Origin of the sequence: Jejudonia soesokkakensis, assembly GCF_042664795.1 — a bacterium.
Taxonomy (GTDB): Bacteria; Bacteroidota; Bacteroidia; order Flavobacteriales; family Flavobacteriaceae; genus Jejudonia; species Jejudonia soesokkakensis.
This window is the reverse complement of sequence record NZ_JBHTBN010000006.1, coordinates 156,918-181,644: the sequence shown is the minus strand read 5'-3', so window position 1 is coordinate 181,644 and position 24,727 is coordinate 156,918. Positions and strand designations below refer to the sequence as shown.

Below are 24,727 nucleotides of genomic sequence, written 5' to 3'. Positions count from 1 at the left end.
ATTCAATTTTTAAATCTGAAGCATCTTATGAAGAATTTATTGTTAATATGTTGTATTGTTTTGCTTGGCAGTTGTTCTGCACAGCGTAATTATGTAGGCGTGATCAATGAAAGTAATGGAAAAGTTGGAATTGGTACCAAAACTCCCGACGAATTATTAACGGTGAAAGGAAAGATACACACGCAGGAAGTATTGGTCGATCTCAATGGAGCTGTCGCGCCAGATTATGTGTTTGAGCATTATTATACAGGTACTTCAGAACGTGCTGTCAACTATAACATGCTATCCCTTAATGAATTGGAAACGTATCTTAAAGAAAATCATCATTTGCCCAAAATCCCTTCGGCTGAAGCATTAGCCACCGAGGGAATGGAGTTAAAAAAGTTTACTTTGTTATTACTTCAGAAAATTGAAGAATTGACGTTGTATACCATAGAACAGCAAAAACAAATTGAAGTGCTTTCAGAAAAAATTGAAAAGCTTGAAAAATAGCAATACTTTTGAATTTTAAAAGCCAAATTCAGCAATCGTAAATCTACAATCCTAATGTCTCAACCCGTATTATATTTAAAAGATGCCTCAATTTTTCAGCGTGAAAACCTTGTCCTTAGTGATGTTTCGGTTACTGTAGAAAAAGGTGAATTTGTCTATCTTATTGGAAAAACGGGTACTGGAAAGAGTAGTTTTATGAAGACTTTATATGGCGATCTACCGCTACAAAAAGGAGAAGGTGAAATTGTTGGCTATGATCTGCCTACTTTAAAAGAGAACGATATCCCGTTTTTACGTCGCAAGCTAGGAGTTGTTTTTCAGGATTTTAAATTATTAAATGATAGAACGGTACATAACAATTTGTTGTTTGTACTCACTGCTACAGGTTGGACAGACAAGACTGCGATGGAAAGTAAGATCAATGAAGTGCTGGACAAAGTAAAAATGAAAACCAAAGCGTTTAAGTATCCTTATCAGTTAAGTGGTGGAGAACAACAGCGTGTGGCCATTGCGAGAGCTTTGTTAAATGATCCGGAACTTATTCTTGCTGATGAGCCTACCGGTAATTTGGATCCGCAGACCAGTGTCGAAGTGATGGAAGTATTGCAACAAATCAATAAAAACGGGAATACCATTTTAATGGCAACCCACGACTATGCTTTATTATTAAAGTATCCTTCCAAAACCTTAAAGTGCGACGAAAATCAGATATTTGAAGTTGTACAGACTTCCGTTTAAAAACAACTACATGCGAGTTAACACAACATTGACGGCACGGATCTTTCAGGTGCTTTTCTATGGATTGTGTGTATTGTACATCATTTTTTATATGCCCTATGGGCTGGAAGGTACCGATACAGGCTATATTTTTGGTTCCAGCTGGAATATCTATAATGGCGAGTTGCCACATAGAGACTTTATCTACACCCGTCCTGCCATTCCGGCGTTCTTTCACACTATTTTTCTATTTATTTCTGAAACGTATGGCTACGTTTTGGATCGTAGTTTTTTTTACATACAGGTATTTTTCTATTCCTTTTTGGGAGCAAAATTATTAACCGAACATTTCAGCATAGAGTCTAAAACTACGCTCTATTATTTAGCGATCATCGGTGCGCTCGTTTCCATACATAATTATCCGCCTATGGGCTGGAATACCATTGATGGGATCTTTTTCTGGATGATTGGGATTTTTCTTTTTCTGAAGCTCAAGACAAGTAAGCTCGCGTTGTTTTTTGGAGTACTTTTTATGATCTTGGGGACCTTTTCAAAACAGTCTTTCTATTTTATGCCTTTCTTTTTGGGTCTCTATTTATTACTGACAAAAGACTGGTACCGATTAAAATACTATATCCTGTTTGGCGTATTGTGGCTGGGACTTTACATAGGGTTTAAAGCCCTAACTGGTTCGTTGACACCACTGCTCGAACAAACATTTACAAGAACTGAAGGAGGATCACTTTACAGTGCCGGAGTACGTAGTTACTGGTTGGCTGTAAAATTTAATTACGCATATATAGCATTAGCGATCTTTATGGCGTTAATGGGGTTGTTTTTAGGAAAAAGGAAGCTAGGATATCTCGTGTTGAATATTATTATTATCACGGCTTTTATTAGCATGTACCAACAGGAAGATAGCATTCGGGTTGTTAAAAGTTCGCTGCTACAAGTACTATTTATAATAGCTGTAATACATGGTTTATTTATGCTTCGGAAGAATACGAAGTACCTGTTATTATTTTTATTATTGTCTTTAAGCTGGAGTGCTTCTATTAGTGGTGGATTTAAAACTCCTATCCTTTTTTCACTGCCTATAGTATTTGGGTTATATGACCTCTATTTTACTAAAGACCGAAGTGAAAACAAAATCACTTATAGTGTATATGGCCTCACAATTATTGGCTTTTTAGTTACTTTTTTTATTGGCTATCAGACCATTTATAGAGATTCAGACAGGGAGCAATTAACCTATTCAATGGGAGAAATCTTTCCGCAGTTGACAACTATAAAAAGTGATCAGGAAACATATGAAAAATATACTGAGTTAAAAGAATTAGCTTCAGAATACTCTAATTTTACAGTACTACCAACTGTTACTTTGGCTCACTACCTCACAAAAACTGTAAATCCAATAGGAACCGACTGGCCCCATGATGTAGAAATCAATTATAAAGCGAAGGATTTATTTTCAGAATTAAAAGCGAAAAATAGTGTAGTATTTATTGAGAAGACAGAATTTTCAGAAAAAGACTTTATGGATTATGAACTACTAAAGTTAGTGAAAGCAAATTGGTACCTGATTGAGGAAACCAATCAATTTGAAGTATATTCGCCATCCCTTAAAAGGTAACAGATGAAAGCAAATTTTGAAAAAAAATACCATGAAATTGAAACCGAACATTTCTGGTTTAAATCAAGGCGCAGGTATATACGAGATTTGCTAAATAGCCTACCGCGAGATGCTAAAATTCTTGATATTGGATGTTCTTCGGGAATTTTGCTGAATGAGTTATTGGAAGACGGATTTAAAAAAGAAAATCTTTACGGAATTGATGTAAGTGAAAAAGCAATTGCCAATGCAAAAGCAAACGGATTGGTACATGTATTTGTGATGGATGCAGAAAAAATTGCGTTAGAAGTAGAATTTGATGTTGTGATTGCTTCTGATTGCCTAGAGCATCTTAAAAATGATGTAGTTGCATTGCAAAACTGGTATAACTTAGTGTCGCTTCGTGGGCAGATCATGGTATTTGTCCCGGCATTTATGAGCTTGTGGAGTCCGCATGACGAAGTAAATCTACATTACAGGAGGTATACCTTATCACAATTGAAAAGTAAAATGCAAGAGGCTGGTTTTAGAATAAGCAAAGCCAGTTACTGGAATTTTTTATTATTTACACCAGTTTATTTAGCTCGCAAGCTACGTAACCTAAGCAATAAGAAAAATACTACAGGGGATCTTGGAGGAATTCCAAAAGCAAATGGCTTATTATTTAAAATTATCAACGCAGAAAACAAGCTGTTGCAGAGGGTCTCTTTTCCATTTGGTGTAAGTACTTTTTGTATTGCGAGAAAGTAAGGATTTAAAGTAAAAATAATTTTCTTTTTTTATAGATTTCCTTTCAGAAGTTTTAAAAAGGTTGTTATATTTGCACCCGCATTCAGCAAATAGCTGATGAGGCACTCAAGGAGAAATGGCAGAGTGGTCGAATGCGGCAGTCTTGAAAACTGTTGAGGGTCACACCTCCGGGGGTTCGAATCCCTCTTTCTCCGCTTTAAAAGCTCGTAACGTCAATGTGTACGGGCTTTTTTATTTATAGACTGTTTACAAAGACATAAATCTTTTATAGCAATACCTAAAATTTGTTCTCCACTCTATACCTTTTTATTATTTTTAATATCTACAATACTCAATCAGCGTGGTTAAAAAGATTTTTATAGTTATTGGAATCCTACTTGTAGGCTTCATCGTTTTAGCATATTTATCTTTTTGGAGTCAACCACAAACGCCTAAGAATTCTTTATTAATAAACAAAAATGGTTTCGATTCTATTTCGTATGCTACAAAAAAATGGGTTACTGTAGCTGCTAGTTCACAATATGACGGAAATAATATTAAACACCTAATGCAAGGTGAACATTATAGAAAAACTTGGGAAGCGCCAGTTAAAGCTAAGATTGTGTATTTGGACACTTTGTTTGGTGGGATGACATTTATAGAAGAGGGAGGAGGCAAACAAACAAAATCTCTTGAACTAAAAGCACCCAATGGAATTGTATATACTTTAAGAAGTATAAATAAAAATCCTGAGGCATTAATTCCACAATATGCCAAACTTATAGGTATCGAAAATTTGATTATTGATGGAATATCAGCACAACATCCCTATGGAGCTCTACCCGCTGCTTATCTTGCAGAAAAACTTCATGTATTGCATACACACCCAAAATTAATATATCTTCCTAAACAATATTGGCTAAACGAACGCAATGAAGAATTTGGGAATAAACTGTATTTTCTAGAATACGAAAGTGAAGGTAAAAAAAACTGGACCTCAATTACGAATGTGGAAGAGATTATAGATACTAAAGACTTAATTGAGTTAAAATATAAAAAAAGGAATTTAATTCATATTGACGAAGCAGCACTTGTTAGAGCTAGACTTTTAGATTTGTATATAGGAGATTGGGATCGACATGCTAAACAATGGGGCTGGGCTATGCAAAAAAGAGGAGATAGTTTGATTGGTATTCCTATCGCGGCAGACCGCGATAATGCATTTTTTACTTTGGATGGAATTCTACCAACGTTACTTTCCAATAAGACAATTGAACCCAAATTACGCCCATTTGAGGAGGAAATTGATTACCTGCCAGGACTTCTGTACGATTTTGATTCTTATTTTTTAAAAGATACGCCTGAAGAAACATTTTTACGAGAAGCAAAATTTCTACAACAGAATTTAACAGACGACGTAATTGAGAATGCTTTGCGTACATGGCCTAAACCTATTTATGATTTAGATGCCAAAACAATTGAAAAAAAATTAAAAAAGAGAAGGGATGATTTGATGGACTACGCTATAAAATTTAAAACTATTTTAAACGATAAGCCAAGGCCTACTGAACCTCTTATCGGACTTGAAGACATCGATATCCCCAGACAATATTTTCAATGTTTTTCGTGTATTTTAGATTGATATTCTTTAAAGGTTAAAGCAAACTTCATAGTAGACCATATTCAACAATAGAATTTGACAATAGTTTTGTATCTTTACTATAAATTTTACTGAAGATGACAATCACACAACTTAAATATGTACTTGCCGTAGCAGAGCATCAAAACTTCACAAAAGCAGCAGAAAAAACATTTGTCACCCAGCCAACCTTAAGTATGCAAATACAAAAACTAGAGGACGAGCTGGACATTCTAATTTTTGACCGAAGTAAGAAGCCTATAGAGCTTACTACCTTAGGTAAGAAGATAGTTACACAGGCGAAAAATATTGTGAATGAAAGCGAGCGAATGCAAGATGTGGTGGATCAGGAGAAAGGATTTGTAGGTGGTGATTTTCACTTAGGCATCATCCCGACCATTATGCCTACGTTACTGCCTATGTTTTTAAAGAATTTTACAAACCGGTATCCTAAAGTTCATTTAAAGATTGAAGAGCTTACTACCGAAGAGATTATCACAAAAATAATTGACGGCCACTTGGATGCTGCCATTGCTGCTACGCCACTTGATCATGCCAATATTAAAGAAAGAGCTTTGTATTACGAGCCCTTTGTAGGATACATTCCTAACAATCATCGACTCGCTTCAAAAAATAAAATAGACGGAAAAGATCTTGATTTGGATGATATGCTTTTATTGCAGGATGGTCATTGCTTTAGGGATGGTGTTTTGAATATTTGCAAAGCCTCTAAACTACACAAAGACGATGCCTTTCAGCTGGAAAGCGGAAGTTTTGAAACTCTCATCAAGCTTTCTAATGAAGGACTAGGCATGACGCTCCTACCCTATTTACATACCCTAGATCTGGCCGAAAAGCAAAAAGAAAATCTACGGTATTTTAATGAACCTTCCCCAGCACGTGAAGTAAGTGTCATTTACAGCAAAAGTGAATTAAAATTACACATCATTAATGCCCTATATGATGTCATTGCAGGTATAGTTCGCGGAGCCATTGCGTTTCAAGATGTAAAAATAATTTCGCCTAAAAACTAAAAAAGTCCCATTTTCACGGGACTTTTTTTATGATTTTAAATGAATTAAACATTGATTGAGTTGGGGGTTCTGTTTTATAAGAGCATCCACCCAGACTTTTAATTCCTCAATTTCATAAGGAAGTAATCTGGTCATCGCCTTTTTCAACTCTTTACAGAACAAATTGACATCAAAACTGACTTTACTGAGTACAGCTTTCGTATAATCATACATCGCTCTGGGCATAGTAATAAAAATTAGGTTACGTAGTTTTTTTCTATAGCGTGAGGTGTTAGTTTAACTTCTTAAAGATAACAGAAAAAAATCAAATTAATTGGGATTTGTCAAAAAAATTAGTGTTAAAATCGGTTATCCCCATCCAATAAATCTCCCAAACCACCTAAAATACTGCCTTCACCTTTATCTCTTCCACCACCTTGAGGGGCTGCTTTCCAAACGCGTTTTGCTAATCGGCTAAAAGGCAGTGATTGCACAAACACAGTTCCTGGTCCGGTTAAGGTGGCATAAAATAACCCTTCGCCTCCAAAGAGTGTGTTTTTAATTCCGCCAATAAATTCTATGTCATAATTCACTGTATGATCAAACCCTATAATACATCCTGTATCAATTTTTAAGGTTTCTCCTGCTGCCAGCTCTTTCGTAGCAGTTGTTCCTCCTGCATGCACAAATGCCATTCCGTCGCCTTCCAATTTCTGCATGATAAAGCCTTCGCCACCGAAAAGTCCTCTTCCTAGTTTTTTTGAAAATTCAATTCCGATAGAAACTCCTTTTGCAGCGCATAAAAATGCGTCCTTCTGACAAATAAATTTTCCTTTGAATTTCTGTAGATCAATTGCTATAATCTTTCCTGGATAGGGAGAAGCAAAACTTACTTTCTTTTTACCAGGCACCGTATTGTAAAAGGCAGTCATAAACAGGCTTTCACCTGTAAGAAGCCTTTTCCCAGCTCCAAAGATCTTCCCCATCATACTATTATCCTGAGCCGATCCATCGCCAAAAATGGTTTCCATCTTAATTCCGTTGTCCATCATCATAAAGCTACCTGCTTCGGCAACAACGCCTTCATTTGGATCCAATTCAATTTCTACATATTGCATTTCTTCCCCGTAAATGGTATAGTCTATTTCGTGTGCATTCATAATTGTATGATTATTTTAAATGATTGATTAATAGCTTCAGAAGAAGCAACATCTATAGGATAGGAAATCTATAAAAAAGTTACAAAAGTTTCAGAAAAAAAATGGCTTCGGAAAGATTTTTCACTCCTTGGAAGCTTCCGAAGAAACAATCAACTTATTCGATAGATATAAAAACCGAATGTACAACAATACGCCTGAAACCGTTAGTCCAGCCAGTAATCCTATCCAGATGCCAGCACTTTCATATTCGGTATACATACTTAAATAATACATGATAGGAAATCCTACCAACCAATATGCGATAAAGGTAATTACGGTTGGGATTTTTACATCCTGCATACCTCGTAAAACGCCCAATGCGACTACTTGAACGGTATCTGAAATCTGAAATATAGCTGCTATCAACAACAGTTTTGCTGCAATAGAAGCTACTTCAAAATTATCCTGAAAGTTTTCTAAATTATCATAATCGAGGTATAGCTTTGGCAAAGGCTCATAAAAGATTAAAAAGAAAATAGCAAAGACTGTCGCTAAAATTGTGGAGAGTAAAAAGATAGAGCTTGCAATGCGCTTTAATTCCCTAAAACGCTGTAATCCTTTCTGATTACCAACTCGAATCATCGCAGCCACACTAAAACCCATTGCAACCATAAACGTCATAGAGGCAAGGTTTAATGCTATCTGATTGGCAGCTTGTGGGTTTTTTCCCAAAATACCTGAAAGCCAAATCGCAGAGGTGAAAATAGCCACTTCAAAAAACATTTGTAAAGCAGAAGGAAAACCAAGGCTTATCAGCTTTTTCAGCATTGCTTTAGACAACTGAAACAACTTAATATGCAGCACATATTCTCTGGATTTTGTCTTTTGTGATAATATATACCATAAATACGCCACCATGATCAGTCGGGATGCCAGTGTACCAATGGCTGCACCTACAACCCCTAATTCTGGTGCTCCAAACTTTCCGAAGATAAAAATATAATTGAGAACGACGTTGACCACATTCGCCAAAATAGTAGCGTACATAGGGTAACGCGTCATTGACAAGCCATCACTAAACTGCTTAAACGCCTGAAAGATAATAAGCGGAATCAATGACACCGCCACCCAGGTAAGGTATGGCATTGCAATTTCAACCACCTCAACCGGTTGTTTCATTACATGCAATAAAGGTTTCGCTATAAAAACTGAAAGAAATAAAACGATTCCTAAAACAGTACATAAAAACAGTCCGTGTTTAAACGAAGACTTGCCTTTATCAAAATTCCCTTCACTGTCTGCTTCTGCGATAAGCGGTGTAATCGCCGTTGAGAAACCAATTCCCAAAGACATGGCAATAAACATAAAACTGTTACCAAGTGATACCGCTGCTAACTCTGCCGTACCCAATTGTCCTACCATAATATTATCGACCAATGCCACAACCGTATGCCCCAACATCCCTAGAATAACAGGAGTCGCCAATGATAAATTATACTTAAATTCTTTGGTGTATTGTGAAAGAAACACTTGGTAGGTTTTGCGGCAAAGTTAAAAAACACCCATTTGGTTTGCTATAGTTTTATAGATTATCTTTAGGTGCCTAAAATTAGTTTCTGAAACCGTCTCTTTTACTTTTAGCTCATTTTATTAAATTCCCGCAGTTAGTCTTTTCTTCGGAAGAATTTAAGTACCCTTCTTTTATTCTGAAAGATATTGTTGTAAAAATGATCGATTTTTCATTGCCAGACACTATGCTTGGCAAACAGGCTGAAGGTCTATTTGAAATGGCTATTCATGCTTCTGAAAGTTTTGAAATAAAAGCAGCCAACCTTCAGGTTCAGGGAATTTCTGAAACTATTGGAGAACTGGATTATATTCTGAAACATAAAGCAACCAACCGTTTTATTCACGTAGAATTAGCGTGTAAATTCTATCTGTTCGATAAAAACATTGAAGGTGAAACTACAGCAAAATGGGTAGGTCCCAACCGGAAGGATACGTTAGCAGATAAACTCCATAAGTTACGTAAAAAACAATTTCCGTTATTACAAACCTCGGAAACTAAAGAAATCTTGAGAGAATTAGAACTAACCGCTTCAGAAGTACAACAACAAGTATGTATCAAGGCACAGCTTTTTATTCCGAAGCATATATCTAAAAATGACTTGCCGGCGAACTATCATAACTGTATTGTAGGACAATGGATTCGGTATCCCGATTTCCTTTCCGAAGATACAAAAGCAACCTACTATATTCCATCAAAACGTGAGTGGTTGTTGCCTGTTGAAGAAATAACAGAATGGCATTCCTTTGTGAATACAACATCACCAGTTTTAGAATTGTTAAATAAAAAACGTTCTCCTTTAGTCTATAAAAAAACAGGGACTAGTATAGAACGATTTTTTGTAGTGTGGTGGTAGTTTACAGCTTTTCAGAATCGTTGGTAAACTTTCGCAACGCTTCTCCCGAAAGTTGGAGATCTTGCTTTATTTTTTCTTTTCCGGGTTTTAGGTAATACAGATAGACCAGACAAATACTTGCCAATAATAAATAGACTAAATTTCCAGTCAGTATCAATGCCATCAATGCGAATAGCGCAGGACCCTCTACAAGAACGTATCGAATAAATGTGCTTATTTGATATATCTGCAGTTTTTCTTTTAATGCAATTTTATCATGTGCTTGAGCAAGAATTTTTTTAAACAAAAAATTACCCAACACAATACTTCCAATGAGTAAGACAGGAATACCTATTATAAAAAAACCATTAACTTCTTCCAGCTCTAACCCAACATTTTCGCTAAAAAAGAATGCAAAAACCGCGAATGCCAATACTATTCCAAAAAACACAAGATGAATAACAGACAATAACTGTACAAATCCTTTTGCTGTCGTTGGCGGTGAATTTTGAGGCATTATTATTTCTTGATGTTCGTCAATTCAGACTTAGTACCGTATTTATCCATTAGGTAAATAAGGCTGGTCATTGCTGCGCCTCCTAGCTCCAATTCTCTTTTATTAACGGCATCAAAAGTATCGTTTGCCGCATGGTGATGGTCAAAGTAACGTTGCGAATCTGGTCGTAATCCTGCGAGCACAATCCCGTCATCTTTTAACGGACCAATATCTGCACCACTTCCGCCTCGAGTAAAGCTATGAATTAAGTATGGCTCAAATAAGGGTTTCCAGCTTTCAATCTGAGCAAAATTTGCATCGTCTGTATCAAATGAGAACCCTCTGGGTGTAAATCCGCCAGCATCACTTTCTAACGCAAATACATGATCCTCTCTTTTAAGCTTTGCCTGAGCTGCATATTCATTTCCGCCACGTAATCCGTTTTCCTCATTCATAAATAGTACGACTCGAACACTATGCTTTGGTTTGTAGTTTAACTCTTTAAACATACGTAATACTTCCATAGATTGAACCACTCCTGCACCATCGTCATGAGATCCATCTCCAAGATCCCAAGAGTCTAAATGTCCCCCAACAACTATATATTTATTTGGATAGGTAGTTCCTGTGATCTCGCCAATTACATTATACGAATCAACATCTGGAAAGGCTCGACAGTTCTGCTTAAAATAAAATTTAAGGGTTGGCAATAGTTTTAATGTACTGCTTAAATACTCTGCCCCTTTAGTGCTAATAGCAGCCGCTGGAATGCGATCCACAATAGGAATATCGCCATAGCTCATGGCTCCCGTATGGGGAAGATCATCAAGCCTTAAATTCATAGAGCGAACAATAATCCCTACTGCACCGTATTTGGATGCTTCCATGGCGCCGGCGTATCGCTGATCTACACAACCACCATACGCTTCAAAGGTATTGATAAGATCTGCTTGCATGGGTCTGTTGTAAAAAACGATTTTGCCTTCAATTTGTTCTCTTCCGTAGCGCTCTAAGTCTTCAAAATTTTGAACTTCGATTACCTCGGCTTTCAGTCCGCCATCTGGGGTTGGCACAGAACCTCCCAAGGCGCAAATATTTGTTAGAGTTGTTTTTCCCGGACCCGTTTCGATATAAGCATACTCTGGGATGCCACGAGTCCATTTAGGTACTTTTACTTTTTGAAGCCAAACTTTATCGAGACCTAATTTCTTTAGTTCTGCTTCAGTATATTTAACTGCTTGCTCAGCTTCGAGAGAGCCTGAAAGTCTTCCCCCTATCTTATTGGAGAGATGGTCAAGCCAGTCATAACTTTTTCCGTTGAGTAAAGCCATGTCGTAGATATTCCGAAGCATGGTTGAGTCTTCACTATTTACTTTTTGAGCCACACTTTCCGAAGTCATTACAAAAGTGGCAAGTGCTAGCAATAGGGTTATTCTTTTCATATACTATTCGTTTTCCAGCCGAGCGATAAACTCGTCAATACGAGCTTTTGTTTTTGCATCCAATTCTGGTTCTTTAATATCCTGATATTTTTTAAGTTCCTGTAACATTATACTTGCTACGATGAGTCTAGCAGTAGGTTTATCATCTGCCGGAATGTTATACCAAGGAGCGTGCCCTTTTGAAGTACGGTTTAAAATTTCTTCGTAGCATCGCATATAATCATCCCAAAGATCGCGCTCATCCAGATCGCCCGCAGAAAATTTCCAGTTCTTACTAGGTTTATGCAATCTGCGAAGCTGACGGTGTTTTTGTTCGTCTTTAGACAGGTTTAAGAAGAACTTAAATATGATGGTTCCATTTTCGGCGATGGTCTTTTCAAAGGTATTGATTTGTTCAAACCGCTTATCCCAAAAAGCTTCATCGATATCTTCTACGGAATGAACATCGGGTAAATTTTCACCCAGAATATACGTTGGATGAACTCTGGTAACGAGCACATTTTCATAATGTGTTCTATTAAAAACACCAAATTTTCCACGTTCTGGTAGCGCTATATAATGTCGCCACAAATAGTCATGTCGCTTTTCCCTATCGGTAGGAACTTTAAAGCTATGCACAACGACACCACGCGCATTAAAATCTTTAAATACTTCCCGTATTAAACTATCTTTTCCAGCAGCATCCATTCCCTGAAGGCATACTAAAACCGCATATTTTCCGTGGGCATATAATGTATCCTGAAGTTTTCCAAGTCGCTCTCTCGTATCTTCTAGTTCGTCTTCAATATCTTTTTCTGAAGCTTTAAAGTCAACATACGATTTCAGATCTTTAATATTGATTTCTTGAGAAATTTTGTATGCTGAAATATCAACCTCTTTCATACTTTTTATTTTGAAGCAAATAGTTTTACGTCACTTTCACTTACCTCAGATTCTCCTAAGATAATAAGACGCTCCACCACATTGCGTAGTTCACGAATATTTCCTGTCCAATCGTATTCTTGCAATTGTTGGATTGCTTTTTCTGAAAATTTCTTTTGTCCGTTGCCGTGTTCGGTGGCGATTCGATTTGCAAAATATTCTACCAATAACGGAATATCTTCTCTGCGATCATTAAGGGGTGGAACTTTTATAAGAATAACAGCAAGACGATGGTACAGGTCTTCTCTAAAGTTTCCATCTTTAATTTCCTGCATTAAATTTTTATTAGTTGCTGCGATAACACGTACATCCACTTTAATGTCTTTGTCACTTCCTACACGCTGCACTTTGTTTTCCTGAAGCGCTCGCAATACCTTTGCTTGAGCAGAATGGCTCATATCCCCTACTTCATCCAGAAAGATTGTCCCGCCATTCGCAGCTTCAAATTTTCCAGCTCTGTCTTTGTTTGCCGAGGTAAATGCTCCTTTCACATGACCAAACAATTCGCTTTCGATGAGTTCACTGGGGATCGCTGCACAATTCACTTCGATCATCGGGCCGTTTGCACGATCACTTTTTTGATGTAACCAATGTGCGACTAGTTCTTTTCCAGTACCGTTAGGACCTGTAATAAGCACACGAGCTTCGGTAGGTGCAACCTTCTCAATCATATCTTTTATTTGAGAAATCTCTGATGACTCACCAATCATCTCGTAATTCTTACTTACTTTCTTTTTGAGACGTGTGTTTTCTACCACGAGTTCCTTTCGGTCTAATGCGATTCGAACTGTATTTAAAAGTCTATTTAAATCGGGTGGTTTCGAGATATAATCGAATGCTCCTAAGCGCATGGTATTTACAGCAGTATCTAAATCACCATGGCCCGAAATCATGACGATAGGCGTTTCAGGTTTAATTTTTTTTATGGCTTCGAGTACCTCAACGCCATCCATTTTTGGCATCTTGATATCACAAAGGACAAGATCATAATCTTCATTCTTTATAAGTTCAATTCCGGCGAGTCCATCTTCAGCCTCAGTGACTTCATAAGAACTGCTTTCTTCAGAAAGAATTTTTGTGAGGACACGACGAATAGCTGCTTCATCTTCAATAATCAAAATTTTTGACATGCTTATATTTTAAGTTTTATACCGGTTCTTCCGTAGAAATTATTCTGGTCGTTGATTGTATAGACCTCATTATTTTTATCATCTTCTATACGTATGTTATTGATAATGGTATGGCCAAAATATAAATAGAATTCGAAATGCTCTATAAACTCCCAACTATAGCCAATTCCTGAAAGTAAAGTAGTCATAGAGATATTATTACCCACATCCTGGTCATTATTACTTTGTGTAACGACTAAGTCCTCTTGAATATTTGCAAAAAACCCATCTAAGGTTACAAAACCTTGCAATTCATGGTTGGGGACAAACTCCCACTTTATATTTGACTTAGGCACTCCTAATCCAAAACTCCAGTCGGTTGCAAACTCTCTATAATAGTTAATGAATGGCAGTGGAAATGGTCTTCCGGCAGTTGTTGAATAATTTAATCCTAACACCAATCTCCATGGTTTTTCAGGTGCATTTTCTTCATCTCCAGTTCTATCTTTTATAAAATAAACACTCCCTCCTAAGATATAGTCTTCACTAACTATCCCGTCGGTGAAGTTGGATGCAAGCCTCAATTCTCCCTGAAAAGCATAGCGCCAATCATTTTTCATTGTATTGGTATACCCTATAGTTGCTGCATAATTACTGAATTCTTGAATTTCATCCTTTATGAATGGAAGTTCATCTCCCAGATCTAAATCAACGTTTCTGTATTCGGCACCAATCACTAAATACCCATCTTCACTCAACTGAATAGGATAATTTGCAAAAACTCTAAATCGTTTGAATGTATTTTCTGAATCATCTTGCGGAAAATATGTGTATTCGATTCTTGCAAGATCTGTTAATTGGGAATACGTGTGTTGAGAACACATTAAAATAGTTACTACAACGAGTACATATTTTAAATTAGTTATTTTAATCATCTGCTAGGTTTATGTCTTTAGTATTTTGATTTGATTGAAATATATGCACATCTCTTTGAGGAAATGGTATAGTGATTTCGTTTGTTCTAAATAATTCATCAATGGTAAATCGTATCTCACTTTTAATTCGTGGATCGACAAAACTATCATTGATGAAAAAATAGATACTAAAGATAAGGGCAGAATCCCCAAAGTCCTCAAAAAGTACGAAAGGTTTAGGACTCTTTAACACTCCAGACTGTTTTTGGACGCTTTTTAATAACAATTCTTTAACTAATTGGGTGTTGCTTCCGTAGGCAACCCCTACTCTAACATACTCACGAGTAGTTTTTCGGTTCTGAGTATAATTATAAATTGTTTCGGTTATAAACTTATGATTTGGGATAATAATTATCTTATCATCTCTGGTAATAGCGCGTGTAGTTCTAAGCTTAATTTCAATGACACGCCCAACCTTTCCATCAAGCTCAATAATATCTCCCACCAAAAGTGATTTATCGACGATAATAAAAATACCTCCAATTACATCCTGAAAAAGCTCCTGAAGTGCTAACCCTAAACCTACCAACAAGGCTGCAGATGCAGCCAGAAACGGAGTTACACTAAACCCTGCTAAACTTAACGTTATAAATACTACCACGACATACGTAATGTATTTTATAAACTTAAAAACGCTAATAAATTTATGCTTATCGGTTTCCTCCATTTTGCGAGTGAAGAACATCCGTATCCATTTAAGGATAAAACTCGCAATTATAAAAGAAATAATTACCAGCAAAACAAGGCCTACGGTGATATGAACCTCTTTATCGCCTCCTTTATCATAATAGAAACCCCAACCCAGAAAATCTTGAATGATTCCCCAGACATCTTTTTCTATAACCTCTGTAATTTTTTCGGTAACGTTTTCCTGCACGCTTTTTTAGTACTTAAGCCACTTTATTAATTCTTTATAGCTTGGTTTCTTACCGTACATTAAAATTCCTACTCGGTAGATCTTAGCCGCAAACCAAACTGTCCCCATAAATGTAGCAAATAAAATGACAACTGAAAGTATTTGTTGCCACAATGGAACTCCAAAAGGAATTCGCATTAACATCACCACTGGAGAAGTAAAAGGAATAAATGAAAATACTTGTGAAACGGTACCATGCGGATTGTCAATCACTGTAAAGAAACCAACATAGACAGCCAAAATCAAAGGCATTAATATAGGTAACATAAATTGTTGAGTATCAGTTTCACTGTCTACTGCTGCACCAATCGCTGCATATAAGGATGCATATAATAAATACCCTCCTATAAAGAAGAGGATGAACATAATGACAAGATTCGCAATAGGTAAATTATTTAATTCTATTAAAATATCTTGTACAATGCTATCCATACCTCCTTCTCCGGCCTGCTGAAGCAATACCTGTTCTTGAGGAGTTTGGATGGTAGAGGTGTCAATTCCTAAAATCATGGGGATAATTGTAACTAACACAAAACCCAGTATCACCCATACAGTAAATTGGGTAATTCCAGCTAAAGATGTACCAAAAATTTTTCCGAGTAATAATTTTACGGGTTTTACCGAAGAGATAATCACTTCAATAATACGACTGGTCTTTTCTTCAATCACACTACGCATGATCATATTTCCGTAGATAATGATAAACATAAAAAGAAGGTAGCCTGCCATTCCGCCAAATCCTAATTTTAAACCAGAACCTAACTTTGAAGTTTCCTGTCCTTTAAATGTTTCTAATTTGGTGTCTATTTTAATGCGAAGCGCTTTAATTTCTGAAGCATCCATTCCTGCTTCTCTTAATTTTAGCGTATTAACTTTATCTTCAATAATATCTTCAATATCACCCATTACTGTTAGTGAAGGGGAGTCTTCAGAATAAAAAGTAATGCTTTTTGCAAAGTCATCGATGGATTCTGTCTTCGGAATATAAAGAAGTCCGTATTTTTCTGAAGCTTCCGACTCGTTTTTGGCTTCTTCTAACGATTTGCCTGTAATCCATTCGTACTTTAAATTGTCTGAACTTTCAAAATCATCTGAAAACAATCCGCTTTCATCCAACACCTCGATAGTTCGAACATCACTACTATTAAGATTTGACAAATAGGCCACTAAAACAAAGATCCCTACAAAGATCAACGGACTTAAAAACGTCATGATAATAAAGGACTTGTTACGAACTTTATTTAAGTATTCACGTTTTATAATTAAAGCTAAGTGATTCATAGTTGTAGCGTTATTGTTTTGAAATAGTTTCTATAAAAATGTCGCTTGCCGAAGGAATGACTTCTTTAAAATGGGTAAGCTGACCTTGCGTGGTCAAAAAACTTACAAGATCATTTGCCGAAGCATTTTCAGAAATTTTCACTTTGTATTGTAATTCATTATTAATTGTTTTGATTGACAAAGGAGAAACTTCAAACTTTTCATTCAAGAGAGCAGATACCTTTTCGTGATCTGGAGTTACGAGTCCAACCTCAAACGTATTATTTTTATAAGCACGTTTGATATCGATCAACTTTCCGTCGAGAATTTTATTACTCTTATGTATCAATGCAATATGGTCGCACATTTCTTCTACCGACTCCATACGGTGTGTTGAAAAAATAATAGTGGACCCATTATCCCGTAAGCGAAGAATTTCATCTTTAATTAGATTTGCATTGATAGGGTCAAAACCGCTAAAAGGTTCATCAAAAATGAGCAGTTTAGGCTCATGAAGTACTGTCACCACAAACTGAATTTTTTGAGCCATTCCTTTAGATAGCTCCTGAATTTTTTTGTTCCACCAGTCTCCAATTTCTAATCGTTCAAACCAATATAACAGCCTTTTTTTAGCTTCGGTTTTAGAGAGTCCTTTTAATTGAGCAAGATATAAAGCCTGCTCGCCCACCTTCATGGATTTGTAAAGACCTCGTTCTTCCGGTAAATATCCAATATCTTTTATATGGTGTTGCTGTAAGGGTTCTCCGTCTAAGTGCACACTTCCGGAATCGGGCATTGTTATCTGATTGATAATTCTAATAAAAGTAGTTTTTCCAGCTCCGTTAGGTCCCAAAAGACCAAAGACACTTCCTCTTGGAACAGTGATACTTACATCATTAAGAGCTTTGAAGTTTCCATAAGATTTAGATACATTTTGGGCAACTAAGAGTTTTTCCATGATTGGGTTTTAGGTACTGTAAAAGTAAACTTCTTTCGTATTGTAAGTAAGCAAATTTAGAATTTGTTACAAGAAGGAGAAAAATAATTCGATACAGAATGGCTAAACTGCTTAAAAACAAAACCCACCTTACATTAAAAATCTAAGGTGGGAAAAAAATTGCTATGAAAAAGAAAAATTATCGCTATTAAAAGCGATACTCAAATATATACAAATTTTTTATATAATTAACGATTTGTTAAGAAAACATATCTTTTACTTTTTCAAAGAAGGACTTATCCTCTTTTTCTGGTTTAGGCGTAAAGTTTTCGTCAGCCATCATTTTTTCAAAAAAGTCCTTTTGTTCTTTAGATAATTCTTTGGGTGTCCAAACATTTATATGCACCAATAAATCTCCGCTTCCGTAGCCATTGATACTAGGAATTCCTTTGCCTCTTAAACGTAGGATTTTTCCACTTTGCACTCCAGAATCTATTTTAATTCTCACTTTTCCTGTAACCGTATCTATCTCTTTTGAGGTACCGAGGGCTGCTTCAGAAAAATTTATATACAAATCATAGTGTAGATTATCCCCTTCGCGCTGTAGTGATTCGTGAGGTTTTTCTTCAATCGCAACTAATAAATCTCCAGCAATACCATTTCCAGGAGCATCATTTCCTTTTCCTGAAACTTTTAATTGCATGCCGTCCACTACTCCTGCCGGAATTTTGATGGAAACCGTTTCTTCGGTCGTAAGCATTCCGTTAGCATCTGCATTTGATGGTTTCTTATCTATCGATTGGCCAGATCCTCCACAGGTCGAACAGGTAGCAGATGTCTGCATACGCCCCAAAATGGTATTTTGAATCCTGGTAACCTGACCTTGCCCATTACAGGTAGGACAAGTTTTATATGTAGTACCTGCAGCAACTTTCTTGCGTTTTACTTTTATTTTTTTCTCAACTCCATTTGCGATTTCCTCTAGGCTTAGTTTTAAACGAACCCGAAGATTGCTTCCTTTAACAGTTCTGGTGCGTCCGCCCCCAAAACCACTAAATCCGCCGCCGCCGCCAAATGCTCCACCAAAAATATCTCCGAACTGACTAAAAATATCATCCATGTTCATACCGCCACCGCCAAAGCCGCCGCCGCCTTCGAATGCCTGGTGTCCATATTGGTCGTATCGGGCTTTTTTATTTGGGTCGCTTAGCACTTCATACGCTTCTGCAGCTTTTTTAAAGTTTTCTTCAGCTGTAGAATCCCCAGGATTTTTATCTGGATGAAATTCAATTGCTTTTTTTCGGTATGCTTTTTTTATCTCGGCTGCCGAGGCTCCTTTAGAAATCCCTAATATGTCGTAAAAATCTTCTTTCATTATATGTTCGTTCTTAACAGCTTATTTTATTGTCCAATCACTACTTTAGGATATCGAATAATTTTTTCGCCTAGCATGTATCCCTTTTCAACTACATCAATAATTTTTCCTTTCAAGTCTTCTGAAGGTGCTGGAATTTGTGTGATGGCTTCATGTATTTCAGCATCAAAGGTATCTCCCTGATTTGTTTCTGCCACCTGTAAACCTTTATTTTTAAGCGTTTCTTTCAGTTTTGCATGAATTAGAGACATTCCCTGTACGTGAACATCTTCAGAATCATTGCTAAACTCTTTCATTGCTCTGTCAAAATCATCCAAGATGGGCAGCATCGCCTCTATAATCTCTCGCCCTGCAGTTTTAAATAACTCAATTCGCTCTTTACCTGTTCTCTTTTTAAAATTTTCAAATTCTGCAAAAAGCCTTAAAAATTTATCGCGTTCATTATTTAACTCTGTCTGAAGCGATTCTATAGGATCAATTTCATCTTCTTTTTCTTCGGAAACTTTTGCTTTTTCTTCAGACGAAGTTTCGTTGTTTGTAAGAACCTCATCTTCTACAACCTCTTTAATTTTTTCTTTTTTACTCACTATACTATTCTTTAATTTTTTCTTAGGTGAGCAAAAGTACTGCCATTTGTGATTAAATGTCAAAATGTCATCGGTTTATTTTAATATATATTTAAGAAGTTTAGCAATTAGCTTCTCTAATTTTGTAACTTATTAATCACAAACCAAATAAAATGAAAAAAATATTCTTAAACATTGCACTGGTAGCTTTTGTTGGTACTGCTGTAATTGCATGTAAAGACAACAAAAAAGAGGCTACAACAGGTGAAGAACAAGATGTTGTTGAAGCTACAGAATCTGCTAGTAACTATACCGTAGACACATCAAAATCTGTTATCATGTGGAAAGGGGAAAAACCAACTGGGACCCATACTGGAACAATTAAATTATCTGGAGGAACAGTAGCTGCAACAGATAGGCAATTAGAGGCCGGAAACTTTACGATAAACATGAATAGCATTGAAAATACAGATCTTGAAGGAGAAAGCAAAGCAAATCTAGAAGCTCATCTAAAAGGAACTGTAGAAGGAAAAGAAGGAGACTTTTTTAATGTAAACGAATATCCTGAAGCTACTTTTGAAATTACTAGTATTGAGGGAACTCAATATGAACCATTAATTAAAGGCAACCTAACTATAAAAGGAAAAACTAATAATATAGAATTTCCAGCCACTGTTTCGTATCCTGGAAATACAATTTTTCTAAAAAGTAAAAAATTCATGATCGACAGAACAAAGTGGGATGTAAATTATGGCTCTAAATCTATCTTTGATAATCTTGGAGATAAATTTATCAATGATGAAATAGAAATTCAGGTAGAGCTTCATGCGAATAAAGCCTAAGTCTATTTATAAAATACTATAACAGATATGGGGCGGCCAAAGGCCGCCCCATATCTGTTTAAAAAAGGTACTAATTATTTTAATGGGAGTAGATCTCGTAAGGCGCTCTCGATATTAGAATGCCTAAAAATAAACCCTAATTTTTCTATTTTTCTGGAACTTACTAATTGACCTTCTAACACCAATACTGACATTTCTCCCAATGCAATCTTTAATATAAATCCAGGAATATTGGGCAACCATAATGATTTATCTAAAATTCGGGCTATTTCCTGTGTCATTTTTTTATTAGTCACTGGGGTTGGTGCTACTGCGTTAATGGTTCCTTCAATGGTATTATTTAATACATATAAATAGATATTACAAATATCCTCCAGATGTATCCACGATTGCCATTGTTTTCCGCTTCCTAAAGGTGCCCCAATATTTGCTTGAATGGGCTCAACTAATTTTGGTAAGGCTCCATCCTCTTTAGCCAAGACTACACCAGTACGTATTTTAGTAACTTCCATTCCTAAATTTTTAAACTGGTCTGCAGCTGCTTCCCAGGCTACGACAACTTCGGCTAAAAAAGTATCGTCCACTTCTTGGCTTTCCTCGGTATATAATTTAGTCTTGCTGTTAGGATAAATTGAAACCCCGCTGGCTGAAATAAAGTGCTTTACATCGTGTCCATTACTTAAAAGGGTTTGATAAAGTAAATTTGCTGTCTGAGTTCTACTTTCAAGAATTTCCTTTTTATAAGATTTAGTCCACCTTTTCGAGATGGTGGCTCCAACAAGATTTATAATTACTGTGACACCTTCAAAACATTTATTGTCTAAGATACTTTTTGAAGGGTCCCAATAAAAACCTTTGTAAGAAGGCTCGTTTTTAATTTTTTCTTTACTTGTTGTAAGATAATGAACAGTCATACCTTCATCCATACAATCTTTCGCCAATTTGCTACCAATAAGACCCGTAGCTCCTGTTATTAGAACCTTCATTTTTTCTTTTTAAGATACTCAAATTTCGTCCTTCATAAAAGATTTTGAAGTTAGTTTTTTGTTAATTGTGAAGTATTTAATTAGAGGCTATTCTTGAAGTAGAAAGTAAGTTCCTAATTTTTTACTGCTCGAAGCATTTCTCTTTTTCCGGGAGGTCCTGGAAGACGCTCCACTTTAAAACCTACTGCTTGCATAGCACGTCTCACACTGCCTTTAGCAGCATATGTTACCAAAACGCCTCTAGGCTGTAGCGCAAAATACATTTTTTGAAAAATAGCTTTAGTCCATAATTCTGGTTGCACGCGTGCTCCAAAAGCATCAAAAAAAATAAGTTGAAACCTATTCTCATCAGAAATATCATTAAAGAACTTTTGCTGCTTTGTAAGTGTAAAATTTGTAGTGATTTCTGAAGGCACTTCCCATTCAATGGTATGCAATTTCTCAAATAGAGCCTTAGAAGCATCCAATTGAGTGGCGTAGTTTAAGTTTTTAATTTCTGAAGCTATGATTGGATACGCTTCTACACCTGTGTAATTTATAGCTATCGAGTTTTTTTCAGAAAAAATACAGCTCAAAAAAGCATTTAATCCTGTACCAAATCCTACTTCTAAAATTGACATAGGCTGAAGTAATGTGTTTGAATTTTCAGCCATAAAATACCGTATACCTGCCTCTATAAAAACATGAAGCGCCTCATTAATGGCGCCATGTTTAGAGTGGTATTGTTCATTCCAGTCTGGTAAATGGATGGTAACCGATCCATCACCAGTGGTAAGAAACTCGCGTTTCAAAATTTATTCTTTTTGGGCAATAAGAACCCCGTTCGATGTAAAAGATAGCGTACGCTTAGGTTCTGTGATCGCTGCAATTTCTTCTTCCGATTTTCCAGCATCTTCAGCATAGTGACGTTGCTCATCCACACTCATCTCATTTACAAATGCTTTACCTGAAACGATAATTTCTTCTCCGGCAATATCTTTAGGCATAAAAAAAGCGTAGTCCTTAAATTTAACCATGGCCTCTTCTTCTCCAAGATCCATTTGCATCCAGCATCCTTTTGACTGACATACCTCGTTCACCTTCGCGGTAAATTTTACATCTATCGTATCACCTGGTTTTAAGTCTTGATACTTCGCTAACATTTCATCTTTTGTTATCACATCTTTATCGGTAATTGTATCTCCAAACGTTTGGTATGCAATTTCTTTTAGTTCCACTTGAGTTTCGGTATTCTCAATTTCTTTGGTATTCGTATTGTTACAACTCAGGGCAAATACTCCGGCAATTGCAAGTAAATAAAGTGATTTAAATTTCATGGTTTTAGATTAAAGTCTTGTTTATTAATATACTGCAATTTTATGAAAAATTTACGTTTTTTTTGGGCATTTTTTTAAGTAAATTTACAAAACCTAATACCACACCTCATGCATCAAACCACTGAATCAAAAATTACCGTACAAAAAGTTAAAAATTCAAGAATAGCTCAAGTAGATTTTAAGAATTTAACTTTCGGTAATATATTTTCAGATCATATGTTTGAGTGTGATTACATAAATGGATCTTGGCAAAACCCTACCATTAAACCTTATGGTCCTTTAACAATTTCTCCTGGAGCAAAAGTATTTCACTATGCTCAGGCTGTATTTGAAGGAATGAAAGCCTATAAAGATGATAATGGTAATGTATTTCTTTTTAGGCCTGAACTCAATCATGAAAGGATAAACAAATCATCTGTAAGGATGGCTATGCCAGAATTTCCGAAAGATATATTTTTTGAAGCCTTAGAAACTTTATTGCAATTGGATCAAGAATGGATTAAACCTGGAATGGGTAATTCATTATATATAAGACCTTTTTCTATTGCTACGCAAGTGGGAGTTTCGGCCTCTCCTTCAGATCAATATAAATTTATGATTTTATTATCTCCAGCACAAGCATACTATACTGGAGATGTAAAAGTGGTTATTGCACAAAAATATAGCCGTTCGGCTAATGGAGGTGTTGGTTTTGCAAAGGCTGCAGGGAATTACGGAGCACAATTCTTTCCCACAAATTTGGCCAAAGCAGAAGGTTTTCAGCAAGTAATCTGGACAGATGCCAACGAACACAAATACCTTGAGGAAGCTGGAACTATGAATGTCTTTTTTCGAATAAATGACACGCTTCTTACGGCGCCAACGGGTGACCGTATTCTTGATGGCATTACAAGAAAAAGTGTGATCGATCTTGCAAAACGAAGCCATATAAAAGTAGAAGAGCGACCTGTTTTAGTTTCTGAAGTGGTTGATGCCGCTAAAAATGGAACGCTTAAAGAAATTTTTGGAGCGGGAACTGCAGCTGTAATAAGCCCTGTGAGTGCTTTTAGTTATGCCAATGTTACATATAATATTCCCTCAAACAATCATGAATATGCTTTAAAATTGAAGAAAGAGCTTATGGATATTCAGCATAATGTTGCTGAGGATACATTTGGCTGGAGACATCAAGTAGTTTAATGTCAACCCTGTTTGTCTAAAATAGCCTGAATATCTGGTTTAAAGTAACTCGGTCCCTTTAAAACTTTTCCGTCTTCGCGATAGATAGGCTTTCCGTCGGCTCCCAATTTACTCATATTGCTACGCTGAATTTCATTAAACACTTCTTCAATCTTATGTTGCATACCATGTTCGATAATTGTTCCGCAGAGAATGTATAACATATCTCCCAATGCGTCTGCCACTTCGACAAGATCTCCATTATTTGCTGCTTCCAGATACTCTTCATTCTCTTCCCGCATGAGTTCATAGCGTAATAAATTTTTCTTGATTCCCAGATTAGCTTCTGGAGTATTTTTAATTCCTAATCCGAAAGCTGTATGAAACTTGTGTACGGCTGCTATTTTATTTTTCATAAGTTGTACTTTTACACTTTCAAAACTACAAATTTATGTTTAGTACCAACCAATTAATATTTGCTGTTTTATTCTTTATCGTATTTGTAGGTATAATGGTTATAAGCTACCGTAAAGACAAAAAATTACATAAAAAACACTATAAAGATACGGCCTGGATTTTAATCGGTTTTATCTTTTTTATTGGTGCTTTACTTGTCATTAAGACGCTGCTCAAAGCATAAGAATTATCTCCTTACATACATAAAAAATTAGTGGACTGCAAGTTGT

At 36.2% G+C, this 24,727-nt stretch carries 27 protein-coding genes and 1 tRNA gene; 11 read left to right on the top strand and 17 right to left on the bottom strand.

The genetic code is table 11. From position 1 onward, the window contains the following. The first annotated feature begins 27 nt into the window (after positions 1-27). The 7 genes from ACFQO1_RS12065 (at position 28) to ACFQO1_RS12035 (ending at position 6,223) form a co-directional block, all read left to right on the top strand. Positions 28-492, top strand: coding sequence for a hypothetical protein (locus ACFQO1_RS12065; protein WP_380218396.1), 465 nt, complete (start codon positions 28-30; stop codon positions 490-492). 54 nt (positions 493-546) lie between these two features. After that, complete coding sequence (locus tag ACFQO1_RS12060; protein WP_380218394.1) at positions 547-1,230, top strand: cell division ATP-binding protein FtsE; 684 nt, start codon at positions 547-549, stop codon at positions 1,228-1,230. Between the two features lie 10 nt (positions 1,231-1,240). Beyond that, positions 1,241-2,842: a hypothetical protein gene (locus tag ACFQO1_RS12055; RefSeq protein WP_380218393.1), complete on the top strand. Its 1,602-nt coding sequence runs from the start codon at positions 1,241-1,243 to the stop codon at positions 2,840-2,842. A gap of 3 nt (positions 2,843-2,845) precedes the next feature. After that, on the top strand, positions 2,846-3,571 hold the full coding sequence (locus ACFQO1_RS12050) for a class I SAM-dependent methyltransferase (protein WP_380218392.1): 726 nt from the start codon (positions 2,846-2,848) through the stop codon (positions 3,569-3,571). A 109-nt stretch (positions 3,572-3,680) separates the two neighbouring features. Next, positions 3,681-3,765 (top strand) — tRNA-Ser (locus tag ACFQO1_RS12045). 146 nt (positions 3,766-3,911) lie between these two features. Next, the gene (locus tag ACFQO1_RS12040; RefSeq protein WP_380218390.1) at positions 3,912-5,192 is read left to right on the top strand and encodes a hypothetical protein; all 1,281 of its coding nucleotides are present in this window, start codon (positions 3,912-3,914) and stop codon (positions 5,190-5,192) included. A gap of 95 nt (positions 5,193-5,287) precedes the next feature. Continuing rightward, a complete protein-coding gene (locus ACFQO1_RS12035; protein ID WP_380218389.1) occupies positions 5,288-6,223 on the top strand; it encodes a LysR family transcriptional regulator in 936 nt (311 codons plus the stop codon). 27 nt (positions 6,224-6,250) lie between these two features. Here the strand turns inward: ACFQO1_RS12035 and ACFQO1_RS12030 are convergent, their stop codons facing one another. From ACFQO1_RS12030 to ACFQO1_RS12020, 3 genes are all read right to left on the bottom strand, one after another. Beyond that, positions 6,251-6,448, bottom strand: coding sequence for a hypothetical protein (locus ACFQO1_RS12030; protein WP_380218388.1), 198 nt, complete (start codon positions 6,446-6,448; stop codon positions 6,251-6,253). A 113-nt stretch (positions 6,449-6,561) separates the two neighbouring features. Beyond that, complete coding sequence (locus ACFQO1_RS12025; protein WP_380218387.1) at positions 6,562-7,362, bottom strand: TIGR00266 family protein; 801 nt, start codon at positions 7,360-7,362, stop codon at positions 6,562-6,564. 120 nt (positions 7,363-7,482) lie between these two features. Continuing rightward, positions 7,483-8,871, bottom strand: a complete 1,389-nt coding sequence (locus ACFQO1_RS12020) for an MATE family efflux transporter (RefSeq protein WP_380218386.1) — start codon at positions 8,869-8,871, stop codon at positions 7,483-7,485. A 197-nt stretch (positions 8,872-9,068) separates the two neighbouring features. Between ACFQO1_RS12020 and ACFQO1_RS12015 the strand changes: the two genes are divergently transcribed. Then, positions 9,069-9,764 (top strand): DUF1853 family protein, encoded by a 696-nt coding sequence (locus ACFQO1_RS12015; protein ID WP_380218385.1) that lies wholly within the window; start codon positions 9,069-9,071, stop codon positions 9,762-9,764. Position 9,765: 1 nt separating this feature from the next. On the opposite strand, the gene ACFQO1_RS12010 is transcribed toward ACFQO1_RS12015, so the two are convergent. The 10 genes from ACFQO1_RS12010 to ACFQO1_RS11965 all read right to left on the bottom strand — a co-directional run bounded on the left by ACFQO1_RS12010 (position 9,766) and on the right by ACFQO1_RS11965 (position 19,760). Further along, positions 9,766-10,260, bottom strand: a complete 495-nt coding sequence (locus tag ACFQO1_RS12010; protein WP_380218384.1) for a hypothetical protein — start codon at positions 10,258-10,260, stop codon at positions 9,766-9,768. Between the two features lie 2 nt (positions 10,261-10,262). After that, a complete protein-coding gene (locus ACFQO1_RS12005; protein WP_380218383.1) occupies positions 10,263-11,681 on the bottom strand; it encodes a M20/M25/M40 family metallo-hydrolase in 1,419 nt (472 codons plus the stop codon). Positions 11,682-11,684: 3 nt separating this feature from the next. After that, a complete protein-coding gene (locus ACFQO1_RS12000; protein WP_380218381.1) occupies positions 11,685-12,563 on the bottom strand; it encodes a PPK2 family polyphosphate kinase in 879 nt (292 codons plus the stop codon). Positions 12,564-12,568: 5 nt separating this feature from the next. Beyond that, positions 12,569-13,732 (bottom strand): sigma-54-dependent transcriptional regulator, encoded by a 1,164-nt coding sequence (locus ACFQO1_RS11995; protein ID WP_380218380.1) that lies wholly within the window; start codon positions 13,730-13,732, stop codon positions 12,569-12,571. A gap of 2 nt (positions 13,733-13,734) precedes the next feature. Beyond that, positions 13,735-14,646 (bottom strand): DUF6268 family outer membrane beta-barrel protein, encoded by a 912-nt coding sequence (locus tag ACFQO1_RS11990; protein ID WP_380218379.1) that lies wholly within the window; start codon positions 14,644-14,646, stop codon positions 13,735-13,737. Beyond that, a complete protein-coding gene (locus ACFQO1_RS11985) occupies positions 14,639-15,562 on the bottom strand; it encodes a mechanosensitive ion channel family protein (RefSeq protein WP_380218378.1) in 924 nt (307 codons plus the stop codon). The genes ACFQO1_RS11990 and ACFQO1_RS11985 overlap by 8 nt, the downstream gene beginning before the upstream one ends. Before the next feature lie 6 nt (positions 15,563-15,568). Then, entirely contained in the window at positions 15,569-16,882 is a 1,314-nt protein-coding gene (locus tag ACFQO1_RS11980) for an ABC transporter permease (protein ID WP_380218377.1), read from the bottom strand. A gap of 10 nt (positions 16,883-16,892) precedes the next feature. Further along, entirely contained in the window at positions 16,893-17,819 is a 927-nt protein-coding gene (locus ACFQO1_RS11975; protein ID WP_380218376.1) for an ABC transporter ATP-binding protein, read from the bottom strand. 238 nt (positions 17,820-18,057) lie between these two features. Further along, on the bottom strand, positions 18,058-19,173 hold the full coding sequence (gene dnaJ / locus ACFQO1_RS11970) for a molecular chaperone DnaJ (protein ID WP_380218375.1): 1,116 nt from the start codon (positions 19,171-19,173) through the stop codon (positions 18,058-18,060). Between the two features lie 26 nt (positions 19,174-19,199). Continuing rightward, positions 19,200-19,760: a nucleotide exchange factor GrpE gene (locus tag ACFQO1_RS11965; RefSeq protein WP_380218374.1), complete on the bottom strand. Its 561-nt coding sequence runs from the start codon at positions 19,758-19,760 to the stop codon at positions 19,200-19,202. Positions 19,761-19,912: 152 nt separating this feature from the next. Between ACFQO1_RS11965 and ACFQO1_RS11960 the strand changes: the two genes are divergently transcribed. Next, positions 19,913-20,581: a YceI family protein gene (locus ACFQO1_RS11960; protein WP_380218372.1), complete on the top strand. Its 669-nt coding sequence runs from the start codon at positions 19,913-19,915 to the stop codon at positions 20,579-20,581. Between the two features lie 74 nt (positions 20,582-20,655). On the opposite strand, the gene ACFQO1_RS11955 is transcribed toward ACFQO1_RS11960, so the two are convergent. From ACFQO1_RS11955 to ACFQO1_RS11945, 3 genes are all read right to left on the bottom strand, one after another. Next, positions 20,656-21,567: a TIGR01777 family oxidoreductase gene (locus ACFQO1_RS11955; protein WP_380218371.1), complete on the bottom strand. Its 912-nt coding sequence runs from the start codon at positions 21,565-21,567 to the stop codon at positions 20,656-20,658. Positions 21,568-21,680: 113 nt separating this feature from the next. Next, the gene (mnmC2, locus tag ACFQO1_RS11950) at positions 21,681-22,358 is read right to left on the bottom strand and encodes a tRNA (5-methylaminomethyl-2-thiouridine)(34)-methyltransferase MnmC2 (protein WP_380218370.1); all 678 of its coding nucleotides are present in this window, start codon (positions 22,356-22,358) and stop codon (positions 21,681-21,683) included. A 3-nt stretch (positions 22,359-22,361) separates the two neighbouring features. Beyond that, positions 22,362-22,883 (bottom strand): DUF4920 domain-containing protein, encoded by a 522-nt coding sequence (locus tag ACFQO1_RS11945; RefSeq protein WP_380218369.1) that lies wholly within the window; start codon positions 22,881-22,883, stop codon positions 22,362-22,364. Positions 22,884-22,991: 108 nt separating this feature from the next. On the opposite strand from ACFQO1_RS11945, the gene ACFQO1_RS11940 reads away from it, so the two are divergent. Then, positions 22,992-24,062 carry a branched-chain amino acid aminotransferase gene (locus tag ACFQO1_RS11940; protein ID WP_380218368.1) on the top strand — a complete coding sequence of 357 codons (1,071 nt, stop codon included), beginning with the start codon at positions 22,992-22,994 and terminating at the stop codon, positions 24,060-24,062. A 2-nt stretch (positions 24,063-24,064) separates the two neighbouring features. Here ACFQO1_RS11940 and ACFQO1_RS11935 read toward each other — a convergent pair whose 3' ends face one another. Continuing rightward, positions 24,065-24,457, bottom strand: coding sequence for a pyrophosphohydrolase domain-containing protein (locus tag ACFQO1_RS11935; RefSeq protein ID WP_380218367.1), 393 nt, complete (start codon positions 24,455-24,457; stop codon positions 24,065-24,067). A 35-nt stretch (positions 24,458-24,492) separates the two neighbouring features. Between ACFQO1_RS11935 and ACFQO1_RS11930 the strand changes: the two genes are divergently transcribed. Beyond that, the gene (locus tag ACFQO1_RS11930) at positions 24,493-24,681 is read left to right on the top strand and encodes a hypothetical protein (RefSeq protein WP_380218366.1); all 189 of its coding nucleotides are present in this window, start codon (positions 24,493-24,495) and stop codon (positions 24,679-24,681) included. The last annotated feature ends 46 nt before the right edge of the window (positions 24,682-24,727 follow it).